Origin of the sequence: Rhodanobacter sp. MP7CTX1, from assembly GCF_014205795.1 — a bacterium.
Classification (GTDB): Bacteria; Pseudomonadota; Gammaproteobacteria; order Xanthomonadales; family Rhodanobacteraceae; genus Rhodanobacter.
Genome location: NZ_JACHCN010000004.1, coordinates 292,384 through 316,197, shown reverse-complemented (window position 1 = coordinate 316,197; position 23,814 = coordinate 292,384). Strand labels below are relative to the sequence as shown.

Here is a 23,814-nt window from a genome sequence, read left to right as displayed (position 1 = left end):
CACCCCCTAAACGGTTAGCTCTTCACATTTGTGAAGCCAAGCAAGCGAGGACGACATGACCGTACATGACGAGCAAGCGGGACTGATTCTGCTGGTTGAGGACAATCGCCAGATCGCCGAAATGGTCGGTGAGTTTCTCGAGCGCCGCGGCTACTCGGTCGACTACGCCGCCGACGGCGTCAGCGGCCTGCACCTGGCGGTATCCAACAGCTACGACGTGATGGTGCTGGATCTGATGCTGCCGGGCCTGGACGGGCTGGAAGTTTGTCGCAAGCTGCGCAAGGAAGCGAAGAAATCGACCCCGGTGTTGATGCTGACGGCGCGCGACACCCTGGAAGACAAGCTGGTGGGCCTCGAAGCGGGCGCCGACGACTACCTGGTCAAGCCGTTCGAAGTGCGTGAGCTGGAGGCGCGATTGCGCGCCCTGATCCGTCGCGATCGCCGCCAGGTCTCCACGGAAGTGCTCACGGTAGGCGACATGACCCTCGATACCGCGACACTGCGGCTGACCCGTGAGGGCCAGGAACTGGTGGTGTCGCCGATCGGCCTGAAGCTGCTGGCGATCCTGATGCGCGAATCGCCGCGCGTCGTCAGCCGGCGTGACATCGAACGCGAGATCTGGGGCGATACGCTGCCCGACTCCGATACCTTGCGCTCGCATCTGTACAACCTGCGCCGAGTCATAGACAAACCCTTCGCACGGCCCCTGCTACACACCATCCATTCAGCCGGTTATCGCCTCGCGGATCTTGAATCAGAGGTGGCAACCACCGCCCAGACGATTTGAGACGGACACGGCGAAGGTAATGGACAGCAGGAGAAAGCCAGTAGCCACATTTCATGTGGGCGCCTTCCGGCGTCGAATCGCATGGGTGTTTGGCCTGCAGTTTCTGGCTGTGGCGATCATCTGTGTGATGGGCATTTATGACGTCGCACCGGTGGCAGCGGTGATCGCGGTGATCGTGATCACCACCACTCTCGCCTGGTCAGCCACGCGTCGTGGGTGGCTGCCGGTCCGTGCGCTGGCACGTATCATCAATCGATGGGATGGCCAGCAGTCCGATCCGGACGCGTCGCAATTGAGCCGGTTGTCGCTGGATACTGACGCCGATGTCGCCGCGCTGGCGAGCGGGCTGCATGGGTTTGCCACGCGTATTGCCGGTTATAACCAGCGCGAGCGCAACTTTACCCGTGACGCCAGCCATGAGCTGCGCAGCCCCCTCACGGTGATCAAGATGTCGGCCGACATGCTGTCCGACGAAGACGGCCTCAGCGATTTCGGTTGCCGCTCGGTGCGCCGGATCAAGCGGGCCACGCGTGAAATGGAAGCACTGGTCGAAGCCTTGTTGATACTCGCACGCGAGTCCGATACGGGCCTCGATAGCGAACGATTTGTCGTGAATGATGTGTTGCGACACGAGTTGGAATCGGCTCGTGAGCTCCTGGTCGGACGGCCGATCGAACTGGAGCTGGAGGAATCGGCGCGCTTCGCGCTGCAAGGATCATCACGGGTGTTTTCGGTGTTGTGCTGGCAACTGATCCGCAATGCCTGTCAGCAAACCGAACAGGGACGCGTGGTGATCAGCGTGCTGCCCGGCGAAGTGAGCGTGAGCAATCATTCCGATCCATTGATGGTCGCTGATGGCTCCCGCGCGACGCGTGAGCATGGCGCTGACCGGCACGGCTTTGAACTGGCGATCGCCCAGCGCATCAGCGACAGGTTCAAGTGGCCGCTGGAACTACAGACGCGTCCCGGGCATGAAAACATCGCCCATATCCGCTTTCCGCATCCGTTGCCGGTCGAAGTCTGAGTTAACCACCATCGTCGTTGAAACCCTGTAGGGGCGCACCCTGTGCGCGATGCCCTTGTGGGAGCGACTTCAGTCGCGATAACCCGACCTGAGGTCACGCAGGCTTTCGCGACTGAAGTCGCTCCCACAGGTCTTTCGCGCGAACCTTTCGCGTTACAGGTTGCGGGAGATTGGCTTTCAGTGCTTCAACGACGGATCCACGGCAAACTCGCAGCCAGTTTTCGCCTTCACTTCATCGAGCGTGACACCATCGTTGAGCTCGATCAGCAGCAGCCCCTCACCCTTGTTGACCTTGAACACGCACAGGTCGGTGATGATCAGGTCGACCACTTGCTTGCCGGTCAGCGGCAGCTCGCATGCGGTCCTGATTTTCGGCGTGCCATCCTTTGCGTTGTGCTCCATCAGCACCACCACACGCTTGACGCCGCTGACCAGGTCCATCGCGCCGCCCGGTCCCTTCACCATCTTGCCCGGCACCATCCAGTTCGCCAGATCGCCATGCGCGGAGACTTCCAGCCCGCCAAGGATCGACAAGTCGATATGGCCGCCGCGGATCATCGCGAACGACTCCGCGCTGGAGAAGAAGCTTGAGCCGGGCAGGGTGGTGATGGTCTGCTTGCCGGCGTTGATGAGATCCGGATCGATCTGCTCCTCGGTCGGAAACGGACCGATGCCGAGCAAGCCGTTTTCCGATTGCAGGGTGACGTTGATGCCGTCCGGAATGTAGTTGGCGACCATGGTCGGAATGCCGATGCCAAGGTTCACGTAAAAGCCATCCTGCAGTTCCTGCGCAGCGCGCTTCGCCATCGCCACACGGATCGGACTTTCCTTGCCGCCGACCACGCCGGCGACAGTACGAAACTCGATCCGCTTCTCGTACTTCGCACCCTGGATGATGCGGTCGACATAGATGCCCGGCACGTGGATCGCATCCGGTGCCAGCTCGCCCACTTCCACAAGCTGCTCCACTTCAGCCACGCAGATCTTGCCGCAGGTGGCGATCATCGGATTGAAGTTGCGCGCGGTCTCGCGGAACACCAGGTTGCCGTGGGCATCGCCCTTCCATGCCTTCACGATCGACAGATCGGCGTGGATCGCTTCCTCCAGCACGTATTCCTTGCCATCGAAATCCTTGGTTTCCTTGCCCTCGGCCAGCTTGGTGCCGAACCCGGTGCGCGTGTAGAAGCCGGGGATGCCGGCGCCGCCCGCGCGCAGCTTCTCGGCAAGCGTACCTTGCGGCACCAGGTGCAACTCCAGTTCACCGGCCAGCACCTGTCGCTCGAATTCCTTGTTCTCGCCCACGTAGGAGGCGTATACGCATTTGACCTGGCGCGTCTTGAGCAGCGGGCCCATGCCGAAGTCGTCCACGCCGGCATTGTTGCCGACGATGGTCAGCCCCTTGGTGCCGGCTTCCAGCAGCGCGCCGATCAGGTTTTCGGGGATGCCGCACAGGCCGAAGCCGCCGGCGGCAATCGTCATGCTGTCGACCAGCAGCCCGTCGAGGGCTTTCGCCGCGCTTGCATACACCTTGTTCATTGCTATGCCTTCCTGCAGGGAGAGTCAGCTGTCAAGGATACGATGGATTGGGCCCGGTCGTTCCTGTAGCAAGTTCGCGCAGGCGGGCAGGGGCTGTTGTCATCAAGCATGGCAATGTGGCTCGCTATACTCGCCGTGTTGCTTTTGGGGATAGAGAAGTGAAATTGCACCGCCTGTTCGTTGCTCTTGCCACCTTCGGAATTGCCACCATGAGCCATGCCGCTGTCTCGCCCGTCCTGGTGATCCATGGGGGCGCCGGCGTGATCAAGCGCGACATGACGCCGGCCCGTGAGAAGGCGGTGCGCGCTGCGTTGACCCTGGCGTTGCGGGACGGCTATGCCCAGCTCAAGGCAGGCAAGCCGGCGCTCGACGCCGTGACGGCAGCGATCGCCGTGCTCGAGGACGATCCGAATTTCAATGCTGGCAAGGGATCCGTATTCACCCACGACGGCAAGAACGAGATGGACGCGGCGATCATGGATGGCAACACGCTGCGCGCTGGTTCAGTGGCGGATGTGCAGCGGATCAAAAACCCGATCCTGCTGGCGCGCGCCGTGATGGAAAAGTCATCGCACGTGATGCTGGCCGGGGAGGGGGCGGAGGCGTTTGCGCAAAGCGTCGGCATGCCACTGATCGATCCTTCGTATTTTCGTACCGAGGAGCGTTGGCAACAACTGCAAAAAGCCTTGAAGGAAGACGCCGCAAAGCAGCCGCATGCGAACGTGGAGACGGCCAAACATTTCGGTACGGTCGGCGCGGTGGCGCTGGATTCAGAAGGCCATCTCGCCGCCGGCACCTCCACCGGAGGCATGACTGACAAGCGCTGGGGACGCATCGGCGATTCGCCGATCATCGGCGCCGGCACCTATGCGAACGCCGGTTGTGCGGTGTCCGGCACCGGCTGGGGCGAGTTCTATATTCGTACGGTGGCCGCACACGAAATCTGCATGAAGGTGACCCAGATGCGTGAGCCACTCAAACTTGCCGCCGCCGAAGTGATCAACCAGGAGATCCCCTCGATGGGCGGCAACGGCGGCGCCATCGCGCTGGACGCGGAAGGCCATATTGCGATCCCGTTCAATACCGATGGCATGTACCGCGGCTGGATCAGCGCCGACGGCGTGCCGCATGTGGCGATCTACGGCGATGAAGACGACGGCATCGCCGAACCACCGGCACCAGCTCCAGCGGACAGTGGCGAGCAACCCTGATTTTCGACGGGTGGGACCACGCCTCGATGCCGCAAGGCTTGATCTCGAGCCCTGACCTAAAGGCTTGCCTCCCTCCCCTGCTTGCAGGGGAGGGCTGGGGTGGGGTCGCTCCTTACGGCGAGAATCAAAAGCCACCCTCTCCCAACCTCCCCCTGCATGCAGGGGGAGGGACAACGGCGGGCAGCTTCGAAAAGGTTTGACCTCGAGGCTCGGCAATGCAGATTTGCTCCCTCTACTGCTTGCAGGGGAGGGTTGGGGTGGGGTCGCTCTTCGCGGCGAAGATCAAAAGCCACCCCCTCCCAACCTCCCCTGCAAGCAGGGGGAGGGGCAAAGGCGGGCAGGCTCAAACGACTCGTGACCAAGCTCGTCGTCCCTGCGAAGGCAGGACAAGCGCAAAGCGCGCAGAACGCTCCAGGAGCGGCCCCGCAGGGGCGTGCGGAGCGAGTAACCCGGCGACCTTAAGCTCTTGACAGGCGAAGACGCTGCATTCGCCTGCAGCAAAAACCTACTGTTCGGGCCGCTCGCGCACTGGGTGCTTGCTCAGCTTGCGCTGCAAAGTGCGGCGGTGCATCCCAAGCCGGCGGGCGGTTTCGGAAATGTTGCCATCGCACTCTGTCAGCACACGCTGGATGTGCTCCCACTCCAGCCGGCGCAGTGCCAGTGGCGCTTCGGGGGCGTCGGGTGGATCGGTGTCGTCGATGTCCGCGTTGTCGCCATCCAGCAGCGCCCGCACGACGGCGTCGGCATCGACCGGCTTGGACAGGTAGTCGTGGGCGCCACGCTTGATCGCTTCCACGGCGGTGGCGATCGAGGCGTAGCCGGTCAGCAGCAACACGCGCAGGTCGGGTACCAGCGCGTGCAGCTCGGGAATCAGGCGCAGGCCGTTTTCTTCACCAAGCTTGAGATCGAGCACGCAGTAACGCGGCTGATGCCGGCGCGTCAGCGCACGCGCCTCGTCGAAGTTGGTCGCGGTGATCACCTCAAAACCACGTGAGCTGAGTGCGCGCGCCAGCACGCGCACGAAGGTGGCGTCATCGTCGACCAGGAGCAGCGGACGCGCCGTGACGGTTTGCGGTAGCTCGGTCATCGCAGCGTTTCCTCGCAGTGGATCAGTGCCCATTCTTGCCGGATGCGACATCGCTTGCACGTGTGGCGTCGTGTCGCAGGCCGCGGAGCCTCCGGACGGACGCTAGTGGTCGGCGATGACTGCCAGCGGCAGCCGCAGGCACACTTCGGCACCGTGCTCGGTATTACCGGCGATCAGCTCGCCGTTCAGGCGCTCGGCAGTGGCCTCGGCCAAGGCCAGGCCAATGCCAAGGCCGCTTTGCTTTTGCGACTGGCCGAGCAGCGCAAGCTCGCCCGTGGAGGCAAAGCCGGGGCCATGATCGCGCACGCTCAACTGCAGCCAGCCACCCTCGCGCAGCACCAGCAAGGCCACTGCGTTGGAGTCGCGACTGGCCGAGGCGTCGGCGGCGTTGTTGAGCAGGTTGATCAGCGCATGACGCAGGCCAGGCGGCGTGCGCAGCACGGTGTGCGAGGTGCCCTCATCCATGCTCAGGGTGACTTCGGCTTCCGGGCGCAGCAACTGGAAGCGCTCCAGGCAGCCGTGGATGAACTGCGTCACGCTGAGCCGTTCCGGTTCCTGCGAGAGCTGCGCCTTGCCGAACGCGACCATTTCACGAAGGATCGTTCGGCAACGATCCACCTGACCCTCAAGCAGTTTCAGATCCTCTGCCAGCAACGCATCGCCGGCATGTTCGCGACGCAGTTCGGGCAACAGCGTGCGCATCGTGGACAGCGGCGTATTGAGCTCGTGCGCGGCCCCGGCAGCCTGGGTGGCGATGGCCAGGATGCCCTCATCGCGCAGCGCACGCTCGCGCACGCGCTGCACTTCAAGCTGCTGTCCGCGCAATGCGTAGGCCAGCCGATTGATGAAAAAGCCCAGCAGCAGCGCGCTGATGACGAAGTTCACGCCCATGCCCGCCACATGCAGCGAAAAGCCGCCATGCGATTCGTCGTGCATCGGCATCGGCAACGGCACATGCCAGTACAGCAGCACCAGGTAGGCGAAACCGGCCAGCGCGGATACCGCCAGAATGGCACGCACTGACAGCGCCGCCGCACTGAGTGCGATCGGTACCAGCAGCAGGGTGATGAACGGATTGCTGGCGCCGCCGGTGAAATACAACAAATACCCCAATACCAGCGTGTCGACGGCGATATGGCCGACGGTTTCCCACTCACGCACCGGCCAGGGCTGGGTGAGCCGCCACGCGGCAAACACTGAAAACACCGCGAGCAGGCCGATGCCGACCAGCAGCGGCAACAGCGGGATCTCCAGCTGCATCCACCAGGCACACACCAGCACCGCCACGCTTTGCCCGGCGATCGCGCACAGCCTGAGCCAGGCCAGTGTGCGCGCCAGTGCGAAGGGACCAATGCGTTGTGCGGGTCGGTGCGGCATGGCGATCATCCCGGCTTGCTCGCTCGGAACCTGCAGGAAACCGCCGTGCGTTGCACGGCGGCTAAATGGCAACGCACGGAGGGTTCTCAGTCCATGGAGGGCTCTCAGTGCAGCGGTGGCGTGTCGAATTCCTCACTGCGAACAGCCGGCAGCGGGACATGGCTGGCGGCCGCGTCGGCATGGCCGGTCGACAGCTTTTTCATCAGCGGCAGTATCCCCAGCGCGACACCCGTGCAGGCCAGGCCGACGAAGCCGAGGATGTTGAAAAGATGGGTATAGATCACCAGCGATTCGACCGGGTTGGTGATGTTGTCCGGAATGTGCGCGCCGTTCGCCACCACACTGCCCAGGTACTGCGAGATGCCGACGGCTACGAAGTAGGCGCCCATCATGAAGCCGCCCATGCGCGAGGGCACGTAGCGGGCGATCATCGCCAGCCCGAGGCCGCTGACCAGCAGCTCGCCTAGGGAATAAAGGCCGTAGCCCCACACCATGATCCACGACGAAACCTGGCCGTTGACCGCACCCAGCGCACCGACGCCGTAAATGAAGAAGCCCAGCGCGACGGCAGCAAAGCCAAAAGCGAACTTGATGGCTACCGATGGATCCTTGCCGATCCGACCAAGTGTGTTGTAGATGAGTACCAACACCGGACTGAGCAGCACGATCCAGATCGCATTCAGATTCTGGTACTGCTCGGGAATCCAGTTGAACAAATGGAAGCCGAAGATGTTGAACGAAAGATCGACGTTGTGCTGCGCGAACAGGTTCAGCGAGGTCGCCATCTGAGCGTAGAAGATGAAGAAAAAGATCGTCTGCACGGTCAAGACCAGCGCGGCGATCAGACCGGCACGTTCGTTCTTCTGGCTGCTTCGGATCAAGTGGAAAAAGATGCCGAGGATAACGACGCCGGCCGCGTACACGCAGACTTTGGCGATCAACAGACTTTGCAGGATGGCAGCGGCGATAAACACCATGCCAACTGCTGCGACGAAAATCCCGGCTGCTTTGCCAAGATTCAAAGGCTTTTCATCTGCCGGTGATCCGACGTGTGCAAGCGTCCGGTACATCAGTATGTAGTTGCCGAGACCCAGCAGCAGGCCGACCGCGCAGACACCGAATGCGGTGTGCCAACCCAGCTCGTCGCCGTAGCGTGCACCTACGTAGTCGCGGATCAGCGGCGTCAGCGTCATCGAAAACATTGAGCCGAGATTCACGGCCATGTAGTAGATGGTGAATGCGCTGTCGATGCGGGTGTCGTCACCCTCATAGATCTTGCGCACAAGGTTGCCGGCGTTCGGCTTGAAGAAGCCGTTACCCACGACGATCACGCCCAGAGCGACATACAGAAAGTAAGCGTTGTTGGTCGGGATCCACAACATCGCATAGCCGAGAGTCAAAACCACCGCACCGATCAGCATGGTGCGACGCGTGCCGATCAACTTGTCGCCAACCCAGCCGCCGATCGCCGGTGTGGCATAGATCAATGCCGCTGCTGCGCCCCAGACCAGGTTGGCCTTGGTATCGATGAAGCCAAGCTTCTTCATCATGTAGGTGACCATCAATACCTGCATGCCGTAAAAGCCGAAGCGCTCCCACATCTCGATCAGGAAGACTGTGCTGAAGGAGCGATTCTGGGAGACCGGCGGATTCTGAATTGCCATACTCTTTTCCGTGCGTGATTCAAATCATGGCGGCGCCTCGGCGCTACCCGTTCACTGCAACCCTGAACGGGCTACAACCGCTGAAGCGTAACCTATTCGTCATTCCGGTGTAGCTGCACTGCGGCATGACAAAAAGTTACGATTTGCGCCCATCAGCACTGCTCCGCATGTGATAAAGAGGCCCCGGCCGCTTGCGGCATCGACGCTTGTGGCATCATTGCCCGCTTGTGCCCGCCCGCTTTCCGGAGCTTGCCCCAGGATGCCGATCACCGAGCTTTTGCAGTCGAGCCCCTTGACGACGGCCTGGATTTTCGTCGCCGGGCGTACCTTCCATCTTGATGCCGGGCAGTCGCTGCCGGCTGCTGCCTGAGCGGTCGCGTCGAAATGGCAGCCGAAGGTTTTCGCGGTCCGAAGCAACTCTGGATGGCGTTCCAGTGGTCGATGAAAGGCTTCAGGGCTGGCTGGCGGCATGAGGCGTCGTTCCGGCTTGAAGCCAGCCTGGCGATCGTGCTGATTCCGCTCGGCCTGTGGCTGGGGCATGGTGCGCTGGAAAAACTCGCGCTGGTTTTCCCGTCGATCCTCGTGCTGTCGGCCGAGCTGCTCAATTCGGCGATCGAGGCGGTGGTCGACAAGGTCAGCCCGGAATTCCACGAACTGGCTGGCCGCGCCAAGGACATGGGTTCGGCGGCGGTCTTCCTGCTGCTGGTGCTGGTGGTGCTTAGCTGGGGCCTGATCCTCGGTCCGCGTCTGCTCGGCTGAGCCGGGTCTTCGCTGTCCAGGCCCGTCGCGATGCGGCGAGCAGATATGGGATGATGGAATGGTCTTCCACCGGATCGGAGCGACCCCATGAAATTTCTTCGCAATCTCGTGCTGTTGTTGCTGGCCTTCAGCGTTGCCGGCTGTGGCTACAACGCCATCCAGCGACAGGACGAAGCAGTCAAGGCAGCCTGGTCTGAAGTGCTCAACCAGTATCAGCGTCGTTCCGACCTGGTGCCCAACCTGGTCAACACGGTGAAGGGTTACGCCCAACACGAGGAAAAAGTGTTCACCGAAGTGACCAATGCCCGTGCGAAGGTCGGCAGCGTCCAGGTGACGCCGGAGCTGGCGAACGATCCGGCCGCGCTGGCGAAATTCCAGGCCGCACAGGGTGAATTGGGCAATGCGCTGTCGCGGCTGATGGTGGTCAGCGAGAACTACCCCAACCTCAAGGCCGACGGCTTGTTCCAGAACCTGCAGGCCCAGCTGGAAGGTACCGAGAACCGCATTACGGTGGCGCGCAACCGTTACGTGTCCTCGGTACAGGACTACAACTCGATGATCCGCACGTTCCCGAACAATCTCACCGCGAAAATGTTCGGCTATCAGGTGAAGCCAAACTTCAGCGTGGAAAACGAGAAAGCGATTTCCACCGCACCGACGGTGGACTTCGGCAACAGCGCACCGGCGCCCGCCGCCTCGGCGCATTGATGATGTTTCGGCGCTTTCCGCGCCTGTTGCTCGTGCTGGCGATGGCGTTGCTGTCGCCGGCCCTGCTGCATGCGGCCGATGCCGTGCCGAAGCTGGCGCGGCATGTGACGGATCTCACCGGCACGCTGACCGCGGCGCAGGTCGATCAACTGGACGCGCAACTGGTCTCGCTGGAAAAAACCAAGGGTGCACAGCTGGTGGTGCTGATGGTGGGCACCACGGCGCAGCAGGACATCGATGACTATTCGCTGGCAGTCGCCGAGGCGAACAAGATCGGTCGCAAGGGTATCGACGATGGCGTGTTTCTACTGATCGTCAAGGACGATCACCAAGTACGCATCGAAGTGGGCTACGGCCTGGAAGGCGCCATTCCCGATGCGGCCTGCGCGCGCATCATTCGCGAATACATCGCACCGAAATTCCGCAGCAACGACTACTTCGGTGGTATCAGCGACGCGGTCGGTGCGCTGACACTGCTGATCAATGGCGAGGCGTTGCCGGCGCCGGTGAAGGGCGCTCCCGGCGAGGAGCGTCACGGTCTCGGGTTTCAAAACGGCTTGTTTATCGGCGTGTTCGTGGCGCTGTTTTTGCGCAACCTGCTAGGCCGCGCGGGTGCATGGGTTCGTGCGCCGCTGGGTGCTGTGCTTACCGGTGGTCTGCTGTGGCTGCTGGTCTCAATGGGTGCCGGCATTTTTGGCGCACTGATCGGCGGCGCACTGATGTTGCTACCCGGCGGTGGGGGGCGCTCCATCGGCGGTGGTGGCTGGGGTGGCTTCGGTGGATTTGGCGGTGGTGGCTTCGGCGGTGGCGGCGGTTTCGGTGGTGGTGGCGGCGGCGGATTCAGCGGCGGTGGCGGCGGCTTCGGTGGCGGCGGTGCTTCGGGGAGCTGGTGATGACACGCATGCAGCGAATGCTGAACAATCTGTTCAATCACTGGTTTCAATTGCATGGCCGTTTTCCGCCCGCGCTGCTCGACGAAATCACCACGGCGATCGCCGCTGGCGAAGGCTCGCACCGGGGTGAAGTCCGTTTCGCGATTGAGTCACGGCTGACGCCGTGGGCGGTGCTTGAGGGCCTCGACGCGCCGACCCGCGCGCGGCAGGTATTTGCCCAGCTGCGAGTGTGGGATACCGAGCACAACAGCGGCGTGTTGTTCTACGTGCTGATGGCCGAGCACCGCATCGAGATCGTCGCCGACCGCGGCGTCGCCGCACGGGTAACGGCGGCCGAATGGGAGGCGATCTGCGTGCGCATGCGAGACTGCTACGCCCGCGGGCAATGGCGTGAAGGCAGTATCGAAGGCATTGCCGCCGCGCATGCGCTGCTGAGGCAGCATTTCCCCAGCGACGGCACGGACAATCCGGACGAACTGCCGGATCGGCCGATCCTGCTCTGACGCTTTCCGGCTGTCCGGCTGTCCGCACGACGAGCCCGCATGGCTAGCCGTGGCTACTTCGAATAGCCCACTCCCCCAGCCCGTCATTCCTGCGAAGGCAGGAACCCAGTGCCCTTGCTCGTCAAGAACTGAAAGCCGCTGGGTCCCTGCCTTCGCAGGGATGACGAGCAAAGGCGGCCTTCCGAGATTCCCCCGGGGTTGACGACTTCGCTCCTTTCCCAGCGCGTGGGGGCACTCAGAGGGGTCGGTCGAGCTTGCATCAACGCCCAAAAGCGACCCACCCTAACCCTCCCCCGCCAGGAGGGGAGGGGACACATCTCGAGCACGGCTCATCGCGTGGGGCCGCAGGGCCGCGAGGCAGTGCAGCAACCGACGCCGCACAGTTACACTTGGCCTTTACCGCCCGCCCAGACTCCATGACGCAGCCATTCATTGTCCATTTCAACCCAGTCGCCTTCGGCCTCGGCCCCATCCAGGTGCACTGGTATGGCTTGATGTATCTGCTCGGGTTTCTCTGCGTTGCCGTGCTGGGCGAATACCGTCGCCGCCGCGGCCGCTTGCCGGTGAGTCGGGACGCGCTGAGCGACCTGTTTTTCTACGGCATGCTGGGCGTGATCATCGGCGGTCGCCTGTGGTACATGCTGTTCTACTACGCGGGCGGCATCCGCTGGATCTGGAGCGAGCCGCTGGCGCTGTTCCGGGTGTGGGACGGCGGCATGAGTTTCCACGGCGGTCTGCTCGGCGTGCTGGCGGCCAGCTGGTGGTGGTCGCGGCGGCATCGGCTACATTTCTGCGACACGATGGACTTCGTGGCGCCGTTGGTGCCGATCGGCCTGGGTCTCGGACGACTGGGCAATTTCATCAACGGTGAGCTGTGGGGCAAGCCCACCGCGTTGGCATGGGGCATGATTTTTCCGAATGCGCGCGCCGATGATCTGGCCTACGTCGACAGCCACCCTGCGTTGTTGCCGCAGTTGCAGCAGTTCGGCGGCCTGACCCGTCATCCCTCGGAGCTGTATGAGATGGCGCTCGAAGGCGCGGTCTTGTTTGTGGTGATCTGGCTGGTGTCGATGAAGCCGCGGCCGCGTTACCTGGTGTCCGGCCTGTTTGCGTTGCTGTACGGCTGCTTCCGCGTCGCGGTGGAATTTGTGCGGCTGCCGGATCCCCAATTAGGCTACCTGGCATTCGGCTGGGTGACGATGGGACAGCTGCAGTCGCTGCCGTTGATCGTGGTCGGCCTGTGGCTGCTCGCCCTGTCGCGCAACGCACCGACGTTGCCGCTCGCTCCCATCCCGGCCAAGGCCTGAGCATGCGCGCCTACCTCGACCTGCTGCGCCACGTGCTGGAGCACGGCACTGAAAAGAGCGACCGCACCGGCACCGGCACGCGTAGCGTGTTCGGCTGGCAGATGCGCTTCGATCTGGCCGAAGGTTTCCCGCTAGTCACCAGCAAGAAATTGCATCTGAAATCGATCGTGCACGAGCTGATCTGGTTCCTGCGCGGCGACACCAACATCGCCTACCTGAAAGAACACGGCGTGCGCATCTGGGACGAATGGGCCGATGCGAACGGCGACCTCGGCCCGGTCTACGGACAGCAGTGGCGTGCGTGGCCCACGGCCGACGGCAGCGTGGTCGACCAGATCGCCTGGGTGATCGACGAAATCCGCCGCAACCCCGATTCACGTCGACTGATCGTCAGCGCGTGGAACGTGGGCGAGCTGCCGAAGATGGCCTTGATGCCATGCCATAACCTGTTCCAGTTCTATGTGGCCAACGGCAAGCTGAGTTGCCAGCTCTACCAGCGTTCGGGCGATATCTTCCTGGGCGTGCCGTTCAATATCGCCAGCTACGCGCTGCTCACCCACATGGTGGCGCAGGTGTGCGGGCTGGGCGTGGGCGACTTCGTGCATACGCTGGGTGATGCGCATCTGTACGACAACCATGTGGAGCAGGCCCGGTTGCAACTGACCCGCGAACCGCGGCCGCTGCCGCGCCTGCGCCTCAATGGCGACGTGCACTCGATCTTCGATTTTCGCTATGAGGACATCGTGATCGAGGGTTACGACCCGCATCCGGCGATCAAGGCTGCGGTAGCCGTTTGAGCTTTAGCCGGGTTGTTTCTGGATGGGTGGGTCGGGTCGTCAGAGGCCGTTCGTGACGGTGGCCTCCTGCTGTCCATTTCATCTCGGCACGACCGCATCCTGCTAAGATTCGACGCAATCGGCGGCGCCATATGGCAGACGCGGGTCACTCAACGGATCATGTTTTTCAAGGAATTTTCATGGCTATTTCGATGATCGCGGCGCTCGATGAAAACTTTGCCATCGGCCGCAAGGGTCAATTGCCCTGGCATCTGCCGGACGATCTGCGCTGGTTCAAGCAGCTGACCACCGGCAAGAATGTGTTGATGGGCTACAACACGGCCGTATCCATCGGTCGCGCGCTGCCGGATCGGACCAATCTGGTGTTGTCGCGCCGCCACGAAGCCCCCTTTCCCGGCCAGATCACCGTGCGCTCGATCGAAGAGGCGCAGGCGCGCACCGACAACACGGGGCTGATGGTGATCGGTGGCGGGCAGGTGTTTTCCGAAGCACTGCCGCGCGCCAGGCGCATGTATCTGACCTGGGTCAGCGCCGCGGTCGACGGTGCCGATACGTTCTTCCCCGGCACGCATTTCAGCGACTGGACCGAAGTTTCCCGCGTGCATCACAAGGCTGATGCCGAGCACGCGTATGACTTCGACATGGTCGAGTACCTGCGCAACAGCTGATGCCTGAAGTCGTCGCGCGGATATCGGACGTCATGCACGTGATGGCTGGCGTCATGCGCGACCCCATCGGGCGCGTACTGCTGGCTCAGCGGCCGGCGGGCAAGCATCTGGCCGGATTGTGGGAGTTTCCCGGAGGCAAGCTCGAGCCTGGTGAATCGCCACTCGCGGCACTCGCGCGCGAATGCCGCGAGGAACTGGGCGTCGAACTGCAACGTGCCGAACCACTGATTCGTGTGCCATGGCAGTACGGCGAGCGCACGTTGCTACTCGATACCTGGCAGATCCTGGAATGGCGAGACACGCCGCAATCGCTGGAAGGGCAGGCGTTGCAGTGGCAACAGCCAGCGCGTGTCGATCCGGCCCTGCTGACCCCGGCTGATCGACCGATCCTGCAGGCCTTGCGGCTACCGTCGAGTTACCTGATCACGCCGGCGAATGTACCGCCGGAAAAGTGCGCGCTCTGGTTCGAGCGAATTGCTCAGGCCATCGAAGGTGGCGAGCAACTGTTCCAGCTGCGCCTGCCGCTATGGCCGCAGGAATTCGTGCGCGACCTGGTCGCCGATCTGCTGCCGTTGGCTCGTCGACACGGCGCGCAATTGCTGCTCAACGGCGATATCGACGGTGCGCGCGAGCTGCGTATCGGTGTGCATCTCAAGAGCGCACAACTGCTGGCGTTGTCCGAACGACCGCTGCCGCTGCAGCAGGTGGTCGGCGCGAGTTGCCACGATGCGGCGCAGCTGGCCCATGCGGTGCGCATCGGCGTGGACTTCGCCACGCTGTCGCCGGTCGCCGCCACTGCCAGTCACCCGCAGACATCGCCGATGGGTTGGCCCCTGTTCCAGTCATTGGCCGAAGCCGCCGCGCTGCCGGTTTATGCGCTGGGCGGCATGGATCCCTCACATGTCGCGCAAGCCCGGCAGAACAGCGGGCAGGGCGTAGCCGGAATCCGCGGATTCTGGCCGTAGAAACGCCCCTCGTTTGCGAAAGTTCTATCGTTGTAGGAGCGCACCCGGTGCGCGAGAGCATGCGGGAAACCTGTGGGAGCGACTTCAGTCGCGATCGCACTTCCATGAGACCTCTCAGACAATTCGCGACTGAAGTCGCGCCTCGAAGAGAGCACAGCGAGTAGCCCGTAGGTTGGGGTGAGCGGAGCGAACCCCAACAATTACCTCAAGCGTTCCGCGGCGAGTAGGTTGGCGTAAACGGTGCGAACACCAACAGGTACCTCAAGCATTCCGCAGGGACGTTGGGCATCGCTACGCTCACCCCAACCTACGCCATACCTGGCCGAAACGACAACGCCAATCCAGAAAATCAGGAGCGGGCCTAGCCCAATCATCCACAGGCCTGAGCGCATATGCCTGAAGAGCGGTGATACCCAACCACGACGTTCGCGAAGAAGGTGCGCTCCTACGGTTTTGAGGCTAAGGCCAGGTAACTCCGATGCAGCTTTGCCACGACATCGTCCAAGGCGGCCTCATCACCACTGTTCTCAATCACGTCATCAGCCAAGGCCTGCCGCTCGGCGCGGCTAGCCTGATGCGCCAGCATGCGCCGAGCCAACGTCTCGTTGATCCCGTCGCGGACCATCAGCCGCACCAATTGCACCGACTCTGGCGCGTCGACCAGCAGCACGCGATCGACCCAACGGTAGTGCCCGATGTTTTCGGCCAACAAGGGAATCGCTAGCAGGCAATACGGCGCGGTATCCGCCAGAACGCGATCGTGCAGCCACTGACGAACGCGTGGATGAATGATCGCCTCCAGCGTCCGTCGCGCCGCGGGATCGGCAAACACACGATGGCGCATCGCCGGGCGATCCAGCCGACCCGAGACGTCCAGCACGGCTCTACCAAAGGCGTCGACCACAGCGGCTAGCCCATCCGTACCCGGCTCGACCACCTCGCGCGCGGCCACATCAGCGTCATAGACATGCACACCCAGCGCCTCAAAGCGCCGCGCCACCGCACTCTTGCCAGCAGCAACGCCGCCAGTCAACGCGATGACAAACGCGTGCACCGGCTCGTTCATCGCAAGCCGGTCATGTGCATATGGCCCTGCAGCAGGCCATCACCGGCGACAAACCAAACCCAGCCGGCTGCAGCGATGAAAGGCCCGAACGGCATCGGCAACTGGTGATCATGCCTGCGCAGAGCGATCAGGCTGCCGCCGACCAGAGCGCCGATCAGCGACGACAGCAAAATCATCGGCAACAGCGAAACCGGACCCATCCATGCACCCAGTGCGGCGAGCAGCTTGAAATCGCCGTAGCCCATGCCTTCCTTGCCGGTAATGAGCTTGAACAGCCAATACACGCTCCACAGGCTCAGATAGCCGATAGCCGCACCGATGATCGCCGACGGTGCGCTGACGAACATGGGCAAAAGCGCCAGCAGCAAACCCAGCCACAGCAGCGGAAACGTCAGCTGATCGGGCAGCAGTTGGGTGCGCACATCGATGCCGGACAGGGCGATCAACGTCCATGTGAACACCAGCCCAGCCAGTGCTGCCCACGAAGGGCCGAACTTCCACACGATCACAGCGCTCAGCACGCCACTGAGCAGCTCTACTAACGGATACTGGATCGAGATTCTGGTTTTGCAGTAGCGGCAGCGCCCGCCCAACAGCAGCCAGCCGAGCAGCGGAATGTTGTCCCGGGCTGACAGCGGGTGCTTGCAATGCGGACAATGCGAAGGCTCGCACACGATGCCCGGCGGAAGCGGTGTGGAGTCAGCCTCAAGCTCCAGTACATCACGTGCTTCCTGCCGCCATCCTGCTGCCATGCGTTCTGGCAGCCGCAGGATCACCACGTTGAGAAAGCTGCCCACCAGCAGACCAAGCACACCGGCAAAAGCGATCCACACAACCAGCGGCATGTCGGGCATGACGGATTCCTGCGCAAAGAAAACGCCGCATTATCGCCGGATCACGGCAATAGCTGCGGCGTCTTGGTATTGAGGGGTTCTAGAACGTGCCGGCGAGCTTGAAGATCGGCAGGTACAGCGCAATCACCATGCCGCCGACCAACGTGCCAAGAACCACCATAATGATGGGTTCGAGCAGGGTGGAGAGCGTATCGACAGCGTTGCTGACTTCTTCCTCGTAGAACTCGGCAACCTTGAACAGCATGTTGTCCAGCGCGCCGGATTCCTCACCGATCGCGGTCATCTGCACCACCATGTTGGGGAATACACCGGTCTGCTTCATCGCCAGTTGCAGCTGGTGACCCACTGCGATGTCTTCACGCATCTGGCGGACAGCATCGCCATAGACGACGCTGCCGGTAGCGCCAGCCACCGCGTCCAGCGCTTCCACCAATGGCACACCGGCGCGGAAGGTCACGCCCAACGTACGCGCGAAACGCGCAATGGCCGAGTTCCGCACGATATTGCCCATCACGGGCATTTTCAGTGCCATACGGTCGAGGAAGTGGGCGAACTTTAGTGATCGCTTCTTGGCAATGACCAACGCGACTACGCCGCCAACGACTATGCCGATCACAGCCCACCAGTAGCTCTGCATGAACTTCGAGGCAGTGACCAGGATCTGGGTTGGGGCCGGCAGGTCGGCACCCGCATCCGCGAAGGTCTTTGCAAACACCGGCACCACGAACAACAACATGATCAGACAGACAAGGAAGACCACCACAAGCACCATCATTGGGTAGAACAGGGCCTTCTTGATTTTTTTCTTGATGGACTCCGTACGCTCCTTGTAGGTCGCTACGGTATCCAGCACGGTGTCCAGTACGCCGGAGGCTTCACCGGCGTGCACCAGGTTGCAGTAGAGCTCGTCGAACTGCACCGGATAGCGCGCCAACGCTTCGTGGAGGGCCGCGCCACCTTCTACGCTCTGTTTTACGTCCAGCAGAATGTTCTTGAAGCGGATGTTCTTCTGACCATCGGCAATGATGTCGAAAGCCTGCACCATCGGCACGCCGGAGGCCATCATGGTGGCGATCTGGCGGCTGAAGATCGCGACATCACCCGGTTTTACCGTGCTGCCGGTGGCACCGAACAAAGGCTTGGAGCGTTCCCGCACAGTTTGCGGGTTCATGCCCTGGCGGCGCAGCTCGGCCTTGACTAGCGAAGCATTCTTCGCCTGCATGTCGCCTTTCATGCGTTTGCCGCGTTTGTCCAGCGCGACCCAGTCGTAGGTTGTCAGCTTGCTGACTTCAGCGCGTTGCGCGCCGAGAGCACGCGCCTTGTTTGCGTTTGCGGTTGCGGTAGCCGTGGCCATGCGCATCTTCCCCCAGTGATTCAGTCCAGGCCCGCCCAGTTGGCGGCTGACAAGTATTTATACAGCTTACTTCAGCTTATGCGATCCCCTGGAGTCAAACCGTGGCGCCGGACGCAGGTTCAATGTTACGGGCGTCTCGGATCCGCACTTACTCCTTGGTCACGCGATCGATCTCGGTCAGGCTGGTCAGGCCGTTTTTCACTTTTAGCAGCGCTGACTGACGCAGATCGTTGACCCCGGCGGCGCGGGCCACCTCGCCGATCTGCAGCGCATTCCCGCCTTGCAGGATGATTTTCTGGATGTCCTCCAGCATTGGCATCACCTGATAGATGCCAACACGGCCCTTGTAGCCTTCATTGCATCCATCACAGCCGACCGGCTCATAGACAGTCATTCCGGCGTCGATATCGGCCTGGCTGAAACCAGCCGCTAATAGCAGCTGTGGCGGCAAGTCCTGTGGCTTCTTGCACTCGTGCAGGCGCCGCGCCAGGCGCTGGGCAATGATCAGAGTCACCGACGAGGTGATGTTGTAAGGCGCGATGCCCATGTTCATCAGGCGCGCGATGGTCTGCGCAGCGTCATTGGTATGCAGGGTGGACAACACCATATGACCGGTCTGCGCGGCCTTGATCGCGATCTCGGCGGTTTCCAGGTCGCGGATTTCGCCGACCATGATTACGTCCGGATCCTGGCGCAGGAATGAGCGCAGCGCGCTGGCAAACGTCATGCCGCGCTTCACGTTCTGTTGTACCTGGTTGATGCCTTCGACACGGATTTCCACCGGGTCTTCCACCGTCGAGATATTGCGCTCGTTCGTGTTGAGCATGTTCAAACCGGTATACAACGACACCGTCTTGCCCGAGCCGGTGGGGCCGGTGACCAGCACCATGCCGTAAGGCTTGTGGATGGCATCGATGAAAAGCTTCTGCTGTTCTGGTTCATAGCCGAGCTTCTCGATGCCGATCTTGGCCGAGGAGCCATCCAGGATACGCAGCACGATCTTTTCGCCAAACAGCGTCGGCAGCGAGCTCACGCGGAAGTCGATCGCGCGGGTCTTGGACAGGTTGAGCTTGATGCGGCCATCCTGCGGCACGCGCTTTTCGGCGATATCCAGTTGCGCCATCACCTTCAGGCGCGAGGAGATGCGGCCGGCCATCTTCATCGGCGGGCTGGCTATCGCCTTGAGCATCCCGTCCATGCGCAGACGTACCCGATACTGGGTTTCGAACGGCTCAAAGTGGATATCAGACGCACCGCGACGGATCGCGTCGACCAGGATCTTGTTGACGAACTTCACCACGGGCGCATCGTCCATGGTGTTGGCGTCGATGCCGGTCGATTCGGCTTCGTCGTCACCGCCTTCAAGTTCCAGGTTGTCCAGGTCGCCGCCGCCCATATCGGGCATGGTGTCCCGCATGCTGTTGAGCAGGCTTTCGATCACTCGCAGCAGGGCGCCGCGCTCAACCAGGATCGGTTCCACCATGCAATTGGAGTGGAACTTGATCTCATCCAGCGCATGCGATTGCATCGGGTCGGCGATGCCAACAAACAGCCGCTTGCCGCGCCGAAACAGCGGCAGCGCCTGATGCTTGTTGATCAGTGCCTCGCTGATCAGGCTGAGCGGCATGCTCGCGATATTGATCGCGGTCACATCCATCATCGGCATGCCGAATTCGGCCGAGGCAATCTGTGTCAACTGGGTGCTGTCGACCAGGTTTTGGTCCAGCATCCAGGCAGCCAAGGTCACTTTGTGCTGAGCACAGTCCAGCATGGCCTTGCGGACATCTGCTTCGGGCAGCACGCCTTCGGACACCAGGCGGCGCGCCATGCCGGACAGACCCGAGAGCGATGGTTGCAATTGAGATGACATGCGTGACTCGATCCTGCCCCTGTATGTGGTTGAATCTACCGCAGTTCAGTCGTCAGGTCACCCTCTGCCTGCAACCTGAACCAAGGCACGTGATGCGACGCACAAGCGTTCTGCCCGTCTACCCGTCTGTAGGAGCGCAGCCTGTGCGCGATGCGCCCTGCGCAATGGCTCCTTTCACGCACAGCGTGCGCGCCTACAAACATGCAGCATTCGCGCCATCCGCTCCCGCAAAACGGTACGCTATGATTGCCAGCACACTCCGCCCATGAACGAAACACATGCCTGACGAATCCGTCCAGCCACCCTTTCTAGTCTTTGGCGCGCCGAAAATCGGCGAGCAGGAAATCGCCGAGGTCGAAGCCTGTCTGCGCTCCGGCTGGCTTGGCACTGGCCCGAGGGTGGCCCAGTTCGAGCGCGACTTTGCCGCTTGGCGCGGCGTGCAGCCGGCACAGGTGGCCGCGGTCAATTCCTGCACGGCGGCGCTGCACGTGAGCATGGTGGCCGCCGGCATCGAGCCGGGCAGCGAGGTGATCACCACGCCGCTGACGTTTTGCGCCACCGTCAATGCCATCATCCATGCGGGCTTGAAGCCGGTGCTGGCGGATGTCGATCCGCTTACCCAGAACATCGACCCCGATGCGATCGAGGCGGCGATCACCCCGCGCACGCGGGCGATCCTGCCCGTACATTTCGCCGGCCGACCCTGCGCGATGGACCGAATCATGGCCATTGCACGCAAGCACAACCTCATCGTGATCGAGGACTGCGCACACGCCGTTGAAACGGAGTTTCACGGCCAGAACGCCGGCACTTTCGGCGACTTCGGCTGCTACAGCTTCTATGTCACCAAGAACGTGGTGACCGGCGAGGGCGGCATGATCCTGGGCCGCAGCGAGGCACACGTCGCGCGGGCACGAATGCTGGCGCTGCACGGGATGAGCAAGGATGCCTGGCACCGTTTTGGCGACCAGGGTTACAAGCATTATCAAGTGGTCGAGTGCGGTTTCAAATACAACATGATGGATCTGCAGGCAGCGATTGGCCTGCATCAGTTGGCGCGGGTCGGGGAAAACTGGCAGTGCCGACGCGAACTATGGCAGCGCTACGACGCCGAGCTTGCCGGTCTGCCGATCACGCTGCCCGCCGCGCCGGAGGCCGACACCCGACACGGCTATCACCTCTACACGGTGATGATTGACCCCGCCCGCTGCGGTATCAGCCGCGACGGGTTCCTGGATGCCATGAACGCCGCCCGCATCGGCACCGGCGTGCATTATCTTTCGGTACCCGAGCATCCCTACTATCAGCAGCAGTTCGGCTGGCAGCCCGAGCAGTGGCCAAACGCCATGCAGCTGGGCCGACAGACTGTCAGCCTGCCGTTGTCCCCGGCGATGAGCGACGCCGACGTCGACCGCGTTGTCCAAGCCGTACGGAAGGTTCTCTCCGGGAGCTGAAGCCCTGCGGCAGTTGGTGGACGGTTCGAACTCGAAACTGCCCACGAGGCCACCGTCAACCCAGCGAAGGCCGGAGGCGCTTTTCCACAGCGAAGCTGTTCATCCATGCCGCGGTCGCGAAAGTCAATATGGATGACCAGCTTCGCTGTTGACAAGGCTCTTCTGGTTTCACCAGCCCGTGGCTGTTGAAAGCCCCCGTTCAACGCATTGGAATGTGAGTGTCTCGACGCACTTCACCAGCCATCACTCAAGCTTCACGCTATCATCTCCCAACCATCCGGGGGAGCCTCCTGTTGAACCGTCTAAGCATCATCCTGCCCGCCAAGAACGAAGCGCCAGCGCTGAACGCCCTGCTGCCGCGACTGCGTGCCGCGCACCCCGACGCTGAAATCATCGTGGTTGACGACGGTTCTACGGATGACACCCGTAGCATCTGCAGCAACAGCGGCGTCGAATGCCTGTCCTCACCGTATTCCATGGGTAACGGTGCGGCGATCAAGCGCGGTGCACGCGCCGCAACCGGCGACATTCTCGTGTTCATGGACGGCGACGGTCAGCACGATCCAGGCGATATCGCACGCCTGCTCGCAAAGCTGGACGAGGGCTACGACATGGTGGTCGGCGCCCGCGACTGGGGCAGCCAGGCTGGTGTGGGTCGCGGTCTGGCCAATACCTTATACAACTGGCTGGCCACCCGCATGACTGGCCACCCCGTACTTGATCTCACCTCCGGCTTCCGTGCCGTACGTGCGAACAAGTTCCGCGAATTCCTGCACCTGCTGCCGAATGGGTTTTCCTATCCCACCACAAGCACCATGGCATTCTTCCGCAGCGCCTACCCGGTCGCCTACGTGCCGATCAAGGCTGGTCAGCGCGTCGGCAAGAGCCATATCAAGCCGCTGCGCGATGGCATCCGTTTCTTGCTGATCATTTTCAAGATCGCCACGCTGTACTCGCCATTGAAGCTCTTCGTGCCGACCAGTGTGATGTTTTTTCTGCTCGGACTTGCCTACTACGTGTATACGTTCGTAACGGTTCATCGCCTCACAAACATGAGCGCGTTGTTGCTCAGTGCTTCAGTCATCGTGTTCTTGATTGGCTTGATTTCCGAACAGATCACGTCGCTGATTTATAGCAAGAGTGACCATAATTGAGTACCTGTGCCGGACCGGCGCCCCGAGTCGTAAGGTATCTGCGGCGCACTCCACTGCATCCGCAGTGGTTGCTCGGTGACAACAAAGGCACTGCCGATTGGGTCGCCGGATCCGCCGCCGGTCGTGTCTTGGACATCGGTTGCGCGGATCGCTGGATTGAGCAGCACCTTCCGCAAGGCAGTGAATACATCGGCCTGGACTATCTTGCCACCGGCAAGCATATGTATGGCTCACGACCCGATTTATTTGCGGATGCGAGCAGTGTTCCGCTGACGGATGACTCGGTCGATACGGTGGTTATCCTTGAAGTCATGGAGCATCTGCACAGGCCACGTGAAGCGCTGCAGGAAATCGCCCGTGTGCTTCGCCCGCAAGGGCGGTTGCTACTGACAATGCCGTTTCTCTATCCGGTCCACGATGCGCCGCACGATTACCAACGCCTGACCATTCACGGGCTGGCGCGCGACGTAGAAGCGGCGGGCCTGCGAGTGGATGTCATGCTACCGGCACTCGGTTCTGCAGAGACTGCGGGGCTGATCTGTTGTCTTGCGTTGGGCGGCATGTCTTTGCGAGCCATACAACGACGCAGCCCGGGATTGCTTTTGCTGCCCCTTGTGATTGCTGCGATTCCCGTGATTAACCTGGTCGCCTGGCTGGGTGGGCGCCTGCTGCCGTCATGGGACGCCATCACCGTTGGCTACCGGCTGACGGCGAGCAAACCATGAATGCGCCACCCGCGCTCGTGTTGGTCACGACTTCATTTCCGATCAAGGGTG

The 23,814-nt window shown here is 62.0% G+C and carries 23 protein-coding genes and 1 pseudogene; 14 read left to right on the top strand and 10 right to left on the bottom strand.

What is annotated here, in order from left to right:
- The first annotated feature begins 55 nt into the window (after positions 1–55).
- The gene (locus HDE77_RS08000; protein ID WP_184416618.1) at positions 56–787 is read left to right on the top strand and encodes a response regulator transcription factor; all 732 of its coding nucleotides are present in this window, start codon (positions 56–58) and stop codon (positions 785–787) included.
- A gap of 19 nt (positions 788–806) precedes the next feature.
- On the top strand, positions 807–1,811 hold the full coding sequence (locus tag HDE77_RS07995) for a HAMP domain-containing sensor histidine kinase (RefSeq protein ID WP_184416617.1): 1,005 nt from the start codon (positions 807–809) through the stop codon (positions 1,809–1,811).
- A 177-nt stretch (positions 1,812–1,988) separates the two neighbouring features.
- On the opposite strand, the gene HDE77_RS20445 is transcribed toward HDE77_RS07995, so the two are convergent.
- Both HDE77_RS20445 and HDE77_RS20440 read right to left on the bottom strand, forming a co-directional pair.
- The gene (locus tag HDE77_RS20445) at positions 1,989–2,618 is read right to left on the bottom strand and encodes a 3-oxoacid CoA-transferase subunit B (protein ID WP_255482604.1); all 630 of its coding nucleotides are present in this window, start codon (positions 2,616–2,618) and stop codon (positions 1,989–1,991) included.
- 93 nt (positions 2,619–2,711) lie between these two features.
- Positions 2,712–3,347 (bottom strand): annotated as a pseudogene (locus HDE77_RS20440) (CoA transferase subunit A); the annotation flags it as partial.
- Between the two features lie 209 nt (positions 3,348–3,556).
- On the opposite strand from HDE77_RS20440, the gene HDE77_RS07985 reads away from it, so the two are divergent.
- Entirely contained in the window at positions 3,557–4,558 is a 1,002-nt protein-coding gene (locus HDE77_RS07985) for an isoaspartyl peptidase/L-asparaginase (protein ID WP_184416691.1), read from the top strand.
- 505 nt (positions 4,559–5,063) lie between these two features.
- Here the strand turns inward: HDE77_RS07985 and HDE77_RS07980 are convergent.
- The 4 genes from HDE77_RS07980 to HDE77_RS07965 form a co-directional block, all read right to left on the bottom strand.
- Positions 5,064–5,645, bottom strand: coding sequence for a response regulator transcription factor (locus tag HDE77_RS07980; RefSeq protein WP_184416615.1), 582 nt, complete (start codon positions 5,643–5,645; stop codon positions 5,064–5,066).
- Between the two features lie 102 nt (positions 5,646–5,747).
- Positions 5,748–7,022: an ATP-binding protein gene (locus tag HDE77_RS07975; RefSeq protein ID WP_184416614.1), complete on the bottom strand. Its 1,275-nt coding sequence runs from the start codon at positions 7,020–7,022 to the stop codon at positions 5,748–5,750.
- Between the two features lie 104 nt (positions 7,023–7,126).
- Entirely contained in the window at positions 7,127–8,686 is a 1,560-nt protein-coding gene (locus HDE77_RS07970; RefSeq protein ID WP_184416613.1) for an oligopeptide:H+ symporter, read from the bottom strand.
- A gap of 99 nt (positions 8,687–8,785) precedes the next feature.
- The gene (locus HDE77_RS07965) at positions 8,786–9,157 is read right to left on the bottom strand and encodes a hypothetical protein (RefSeq protein ID WP_184416700.1); all 372 of its coding nucleotides are present in this window, start codon (positions 9,155–9,157) and stop codon (positions 8,786–8,788) included.
- On the opposite strand from HDE77_RS07965, the gene HDE77_RS07960 reads away from it, so the two are divergent.
- The 8 genes from HDE77_RS07960 to HDE77_RS07925 all read left to right on the top strand — a co-directional run bounded on the left by HDE77_RS07960 (position 9,071) and on the right by HDE77_RS07925 (position 15,286).
- Complete coding sequence (locus HDE77_RS07960) at positions 9,071–9,445, top strand: diacylglycerol kinase (protein WP_184416612.1); 375 nt, start codon at positions 9,071–9,073, stop codon at positions 9,443–9,445. The genes HDE77_RS07965 and HDE77_RS07960 overlap by 87 nt on opposite strands.
- Before the next feature lie 87 nt (positions 9,446–9,532).
- Positions 9,533–10,153 carry a LemA family protein gene (locus tag HDE77_RS07955; protein WP_184416611.1) on the top strand — a complete coding sequence of 207 codons (621 nt, stop codon included), beginning with the start codon at positions 9,533–9,535 and terminating at the stop codon, positions 10,151–10,153.
- Positions 10,154–10,155: 2 nt separating this feature from the next.
- Entirely contained in the window at positions 10,156–11,046 is an 891-nt protein-coding gene (locus HDE77_RS07950; RefSeq protein WP_221444180.1) for a TPM domain-containing protein, read from the top strand.
- A complete protein-coding gene (locus HDE77_RS07945; protein ID WP_184416609.1) occupies positions 11,046–11,549 on the top strand; it encodes a TPM domain-containing protein in 504 nt (167 codons plus the stop codon). Before HDE77_RS07950 ends, HDE77_RS07945 begins: the two co-directional genes overlap by 1 nt.
- A gap of 416 nt (positions 11,550–11,965) precedes the next feature.
- A complete protein-coding gene (lgt, locus tag HDE77_RS07940) occupies positions 11,966–12,856 on the top strand; it encodes a prolipoprotein diacylglyceryl transferase (RefSeq protein WP_184416608.1) in 891 nt (296 codons plus the stop codon).
- A 2-nt stretch (positions 12,857–12,858) separates the two neighbouring features.
- Entirely contained in the window at positions 12,859–13,653 is a 795-nt protein-coding gene (locus HDE77_RS07935) for a thymidylate synthase (protein WP_184416607.1), read from the top strand.
- A 179-nt stretch (positions 13,654–13,832) separates the two neighbouring features.
- The gene (locus HDE77_RS07930) at positions 13,833–14,321 is read left to right on the top strand and encodes a dihydrofolate reductase (RefSeq protein ID WP_184416606.1); all 489 of its coding nucleotides are present in this window, start codon (positions 13,833–13,835) and stop codon (positions 14,319–14,321) included.
- Positions 14,321–15,286, top strand: coding sequence for a Nudix family hydrolase (locus tag HDE77_RS07925; RefSeq protein WP_304625172.1), 966 nt, complete (start codon positions 14,321–14,323; stop codon positions 15,284–15,286). The genes HDE77_RS07930 and HDE77_RS07925 overlap by 1 nt, the downstream gene beginning before the upstream one ends.
- A 445-nt stretch (positions 15,287–15,731) precedes the next feature.
- On the opposite strand, the gene coaE is transcribed toward HDE77_RS07925, so the two are convergent.
- The 4 genes from coaE to pilB form a co-directional block, all read right to left on the bottom strand.
- Positions 15,732–16,352 carry a dephospho-CoA kinase gene (gene coaE, locus HDE77_RS07920; RefSeq protein ID WP_184416605.1) on the bottom strand — a complete coding sequence of 207 codons (621 nt, stop codon included), beginning with the start codon at positions 16,350–16,352 and terminating at the stop codon, positions 15,732–15,734.
- Entirely contained in the window at positions 16,349–17,206 is an 858-nt protein-coding gene (locus tag HDE77_RS07915; protein ID WP_184416604.1) for an A24 family peptidase, read from the bottom strand. Before HDE77_RS07915 ends, coaE begins: the two co-directional genes overlap by 4 nt.
- A gap of 79 nt (positions 17,207–17,285) precedes the next feature.
- Entirely contained in the window at positions 17,286–18,560 is a 1,275-nt protein-coding gene (locus HDE77_RS07910; RefSeq protein WP_184416603.1) for a type II secretion system F family protein, read from the bottom strand.
- A 148-nt stretch (positions 18,561–18,708) separates the two neighbouring features.
- Positions 18,709–20,430 carry a type IV-A pilus assembly ATPase PilB gene (gene pilB, locus HDE77_RS07905; RefSeq protein ID WP_184416602.1) on the bottom strand — a complete coding sequence of 574 codons (1,722 nt, stop codon included), beginning with the start codon at positions 20,428–20,430 and terminating at the stop codon, positions 18,709–18,711.
- A gap of 278 nt (positions 20,431–20,708) precedes the next feature.
- Between pilB and HDE77_RS07900 the strand changes: the two genes are divergently transcribed.
- The 3 genes from HDE77_RS07900 to HDE77_RS07890 all read left to right on the top strand — a co-directional run bounded on the left by HDE77_RS07900 (position 20,709) and on the right by HDE77_RS07890 (position 23,763).
- Positions 20,709–21,884, top strand: coding sequence for a DegT/DnrJ/EryC1/StrS family aminotransferase (locus tag HDE77_RS07900; protein WP_184416601.1), 1,176 nt, complete (start codon positions 20,709–20,711; stop codon positions 21,882–21,884).
- A gap of 293 nt (positions 21,885–22,177) precedes the next feature.
- Positions 22,178–23,038, top strand: coding sequence for a glycosyltransferase family 2 protein (locus HDE77_RS07895; protein WP_184416600.1), 861 nt, complete (start codon positions 22,178–22,180; stop codon positions 23,036–23,038).
- Between the two features lie 68 nt (positions 23,039–23,106).
- A complete protein-coding gene (locus HDE77_RS07890; protein ID WP_184416599.1) occupies positions 23,107–23,763 on the top strand; it encodes a class I SAM-dependent methyltransferase in 657 nt (218 codons plus the stop codon).
- The last annotated feature ends 51 nt before the right edge of the window (positions 23,764–23,814 follow it).

Bases quoted from the DNA above. Each gene is read 5' to 3' on its own strand.
- HDE77_RS07950 (WP_221444180.1), top strand. From the start codon at position 10,156: ATGTTTCGGCGCTTTCCGCGCCTGTTGCTCGTGCTGGCGATGGCGTTG.
- HDE77_RS07995 (WP_184416617.1), top strand. From the start codon at position 807: ATGGACAGCAGGAGAAAGCCAGTAGCCACATTTCATGTGGGCGCCTTC.
- HDE77_RS07900 (WP_184416601.1), top strand. From the start codon at position 20,709: ATGCCTGACGAATCCGTCCAGCCACCCTTTCTAGTCTTTGGCGCGCCG.
- HDE77_RS07930 (WP_184416606.1), top strand. From the start codon at position 13,833: ATGGCTATTTCGATGATCGCGGCGCTCGATGAAAACTTTGCCATCGGC.
- HDE77_RS07945 (WP_184416609.1), top strand. From the start codon at position 11,046: ATGACACGCATGCAGCGAATGCTGAACAATCTGTTCAATCACTGGTTT.
- coaE (WP_184416605.1), bottom strand. From the start codon at position 16,352: ATGAACGAGCCGGTGCACGCGTTTGTCATCGCGTTGACTGGCGGCGTT.
- HDE77_RS07965 (WP_184416700.1), bottom strand. From the start codon at position 9,157: ATGCCGCCAGCCAGCCCTGAAGCCTTTCATCGACCACTGGAACGCCAT.
- lgt (WP_184416608.1), top strand. From the start codon at position 11,966: ATGACGCAGCCATTCATTGTCCATTTCAACCCAGTCGCCTTCGGCCTC.
- HDE77_RS07975 (WP_184416614.1), bottom strand. From the start codon at position 7,022: ATGCCGCACCGACCCGCACAACGCATTGGTCCCTTCGCACTGGCGCGC.
- HDE77_RS07915 (WP_184416604.1), bottom strand. From the start codon at position 17,206: ATGCCCGACATGCCGCTGGTTGTGTGGATCGCTTTTGCCGGTGTGCTT.
- pilB (WP_184416602.1), bottom strand. From the start codon at position 20,430: ATGTCATCTCAATTGCAACCATCGCTCTCGGGTCTGTCCGGCATGGCG.
- HDE77_RS07925 (WP_304625172.1), top strand. From the start codon at position 14,321: ATGCCTGAAGTCGTCGCGCGGATATCGGACGTCATGCACGTGATGGCT.
- HDE77_RS07910 (WP_184416603.1), bottom strand. From the start codon at position 18,560: ATGGCCACGGCTACCGCAACCGCAAACGCAAACAAGGCGCGTGCTCTC.
- HDE77_RS07985 (WP_184416691.1), top strand. From the start codon at position 3,557: ATGAGCCATGCCGCTGTCTCGCCCGTCCTGGTGATCCATGGGGGCGCC.
- HDE77_RS07955 (WP_184416611.1), top strand. From the start codon at position 9,533: ATGAAATTTCTTCGCAATCTCGTGCTGTTGTTGCTGGCCTTCAGCGTT.
- HDE77_RS20445 (WP_255482604.1), bottom strand. From the start codon at position 2,618: ATGGCGAAGCGCGCTGCGCAGGAACTGCAGGATGGCTTTTACGTGAAC.
- HDE77_RS07980 (WP_184416615.1), bottom strand. From the start codon at position 5,645: ATGACCGAGCTACCGCAAACCGTCACGGCGCGTCCGCTGCTCCTGGTC.
- HDE77_RS07970 (WP_184416613.1), bottom strand. From the start codon at position 8,686: ATGGCAATTCAGAATCCGCCGGTCTCCCAGAATCGCTCCTTCAGCACA.
- HDE77_RS07935 (WP_184416607.1), top strand. From the start codon at position 12,859: ATGCGCGCCTACCTCGACCTGCTGCGCCACGTGCTGGAGCACGGCACT.
- HDE77_RS08000 (WP_184416618.1), top strand. From the start codon at position 56: ATGACCGTACATGACGAGCAAGCGGGACTGATTCTGCTGGTTGAGGAC.
- HDE77_RS07960 (WP_184416612.1), top strand. From the start codon at position 9,071: ATGGCAGCCGAAGGTTTTCGCGGTCCGAAGCAACTCTGGATGGCGTTC.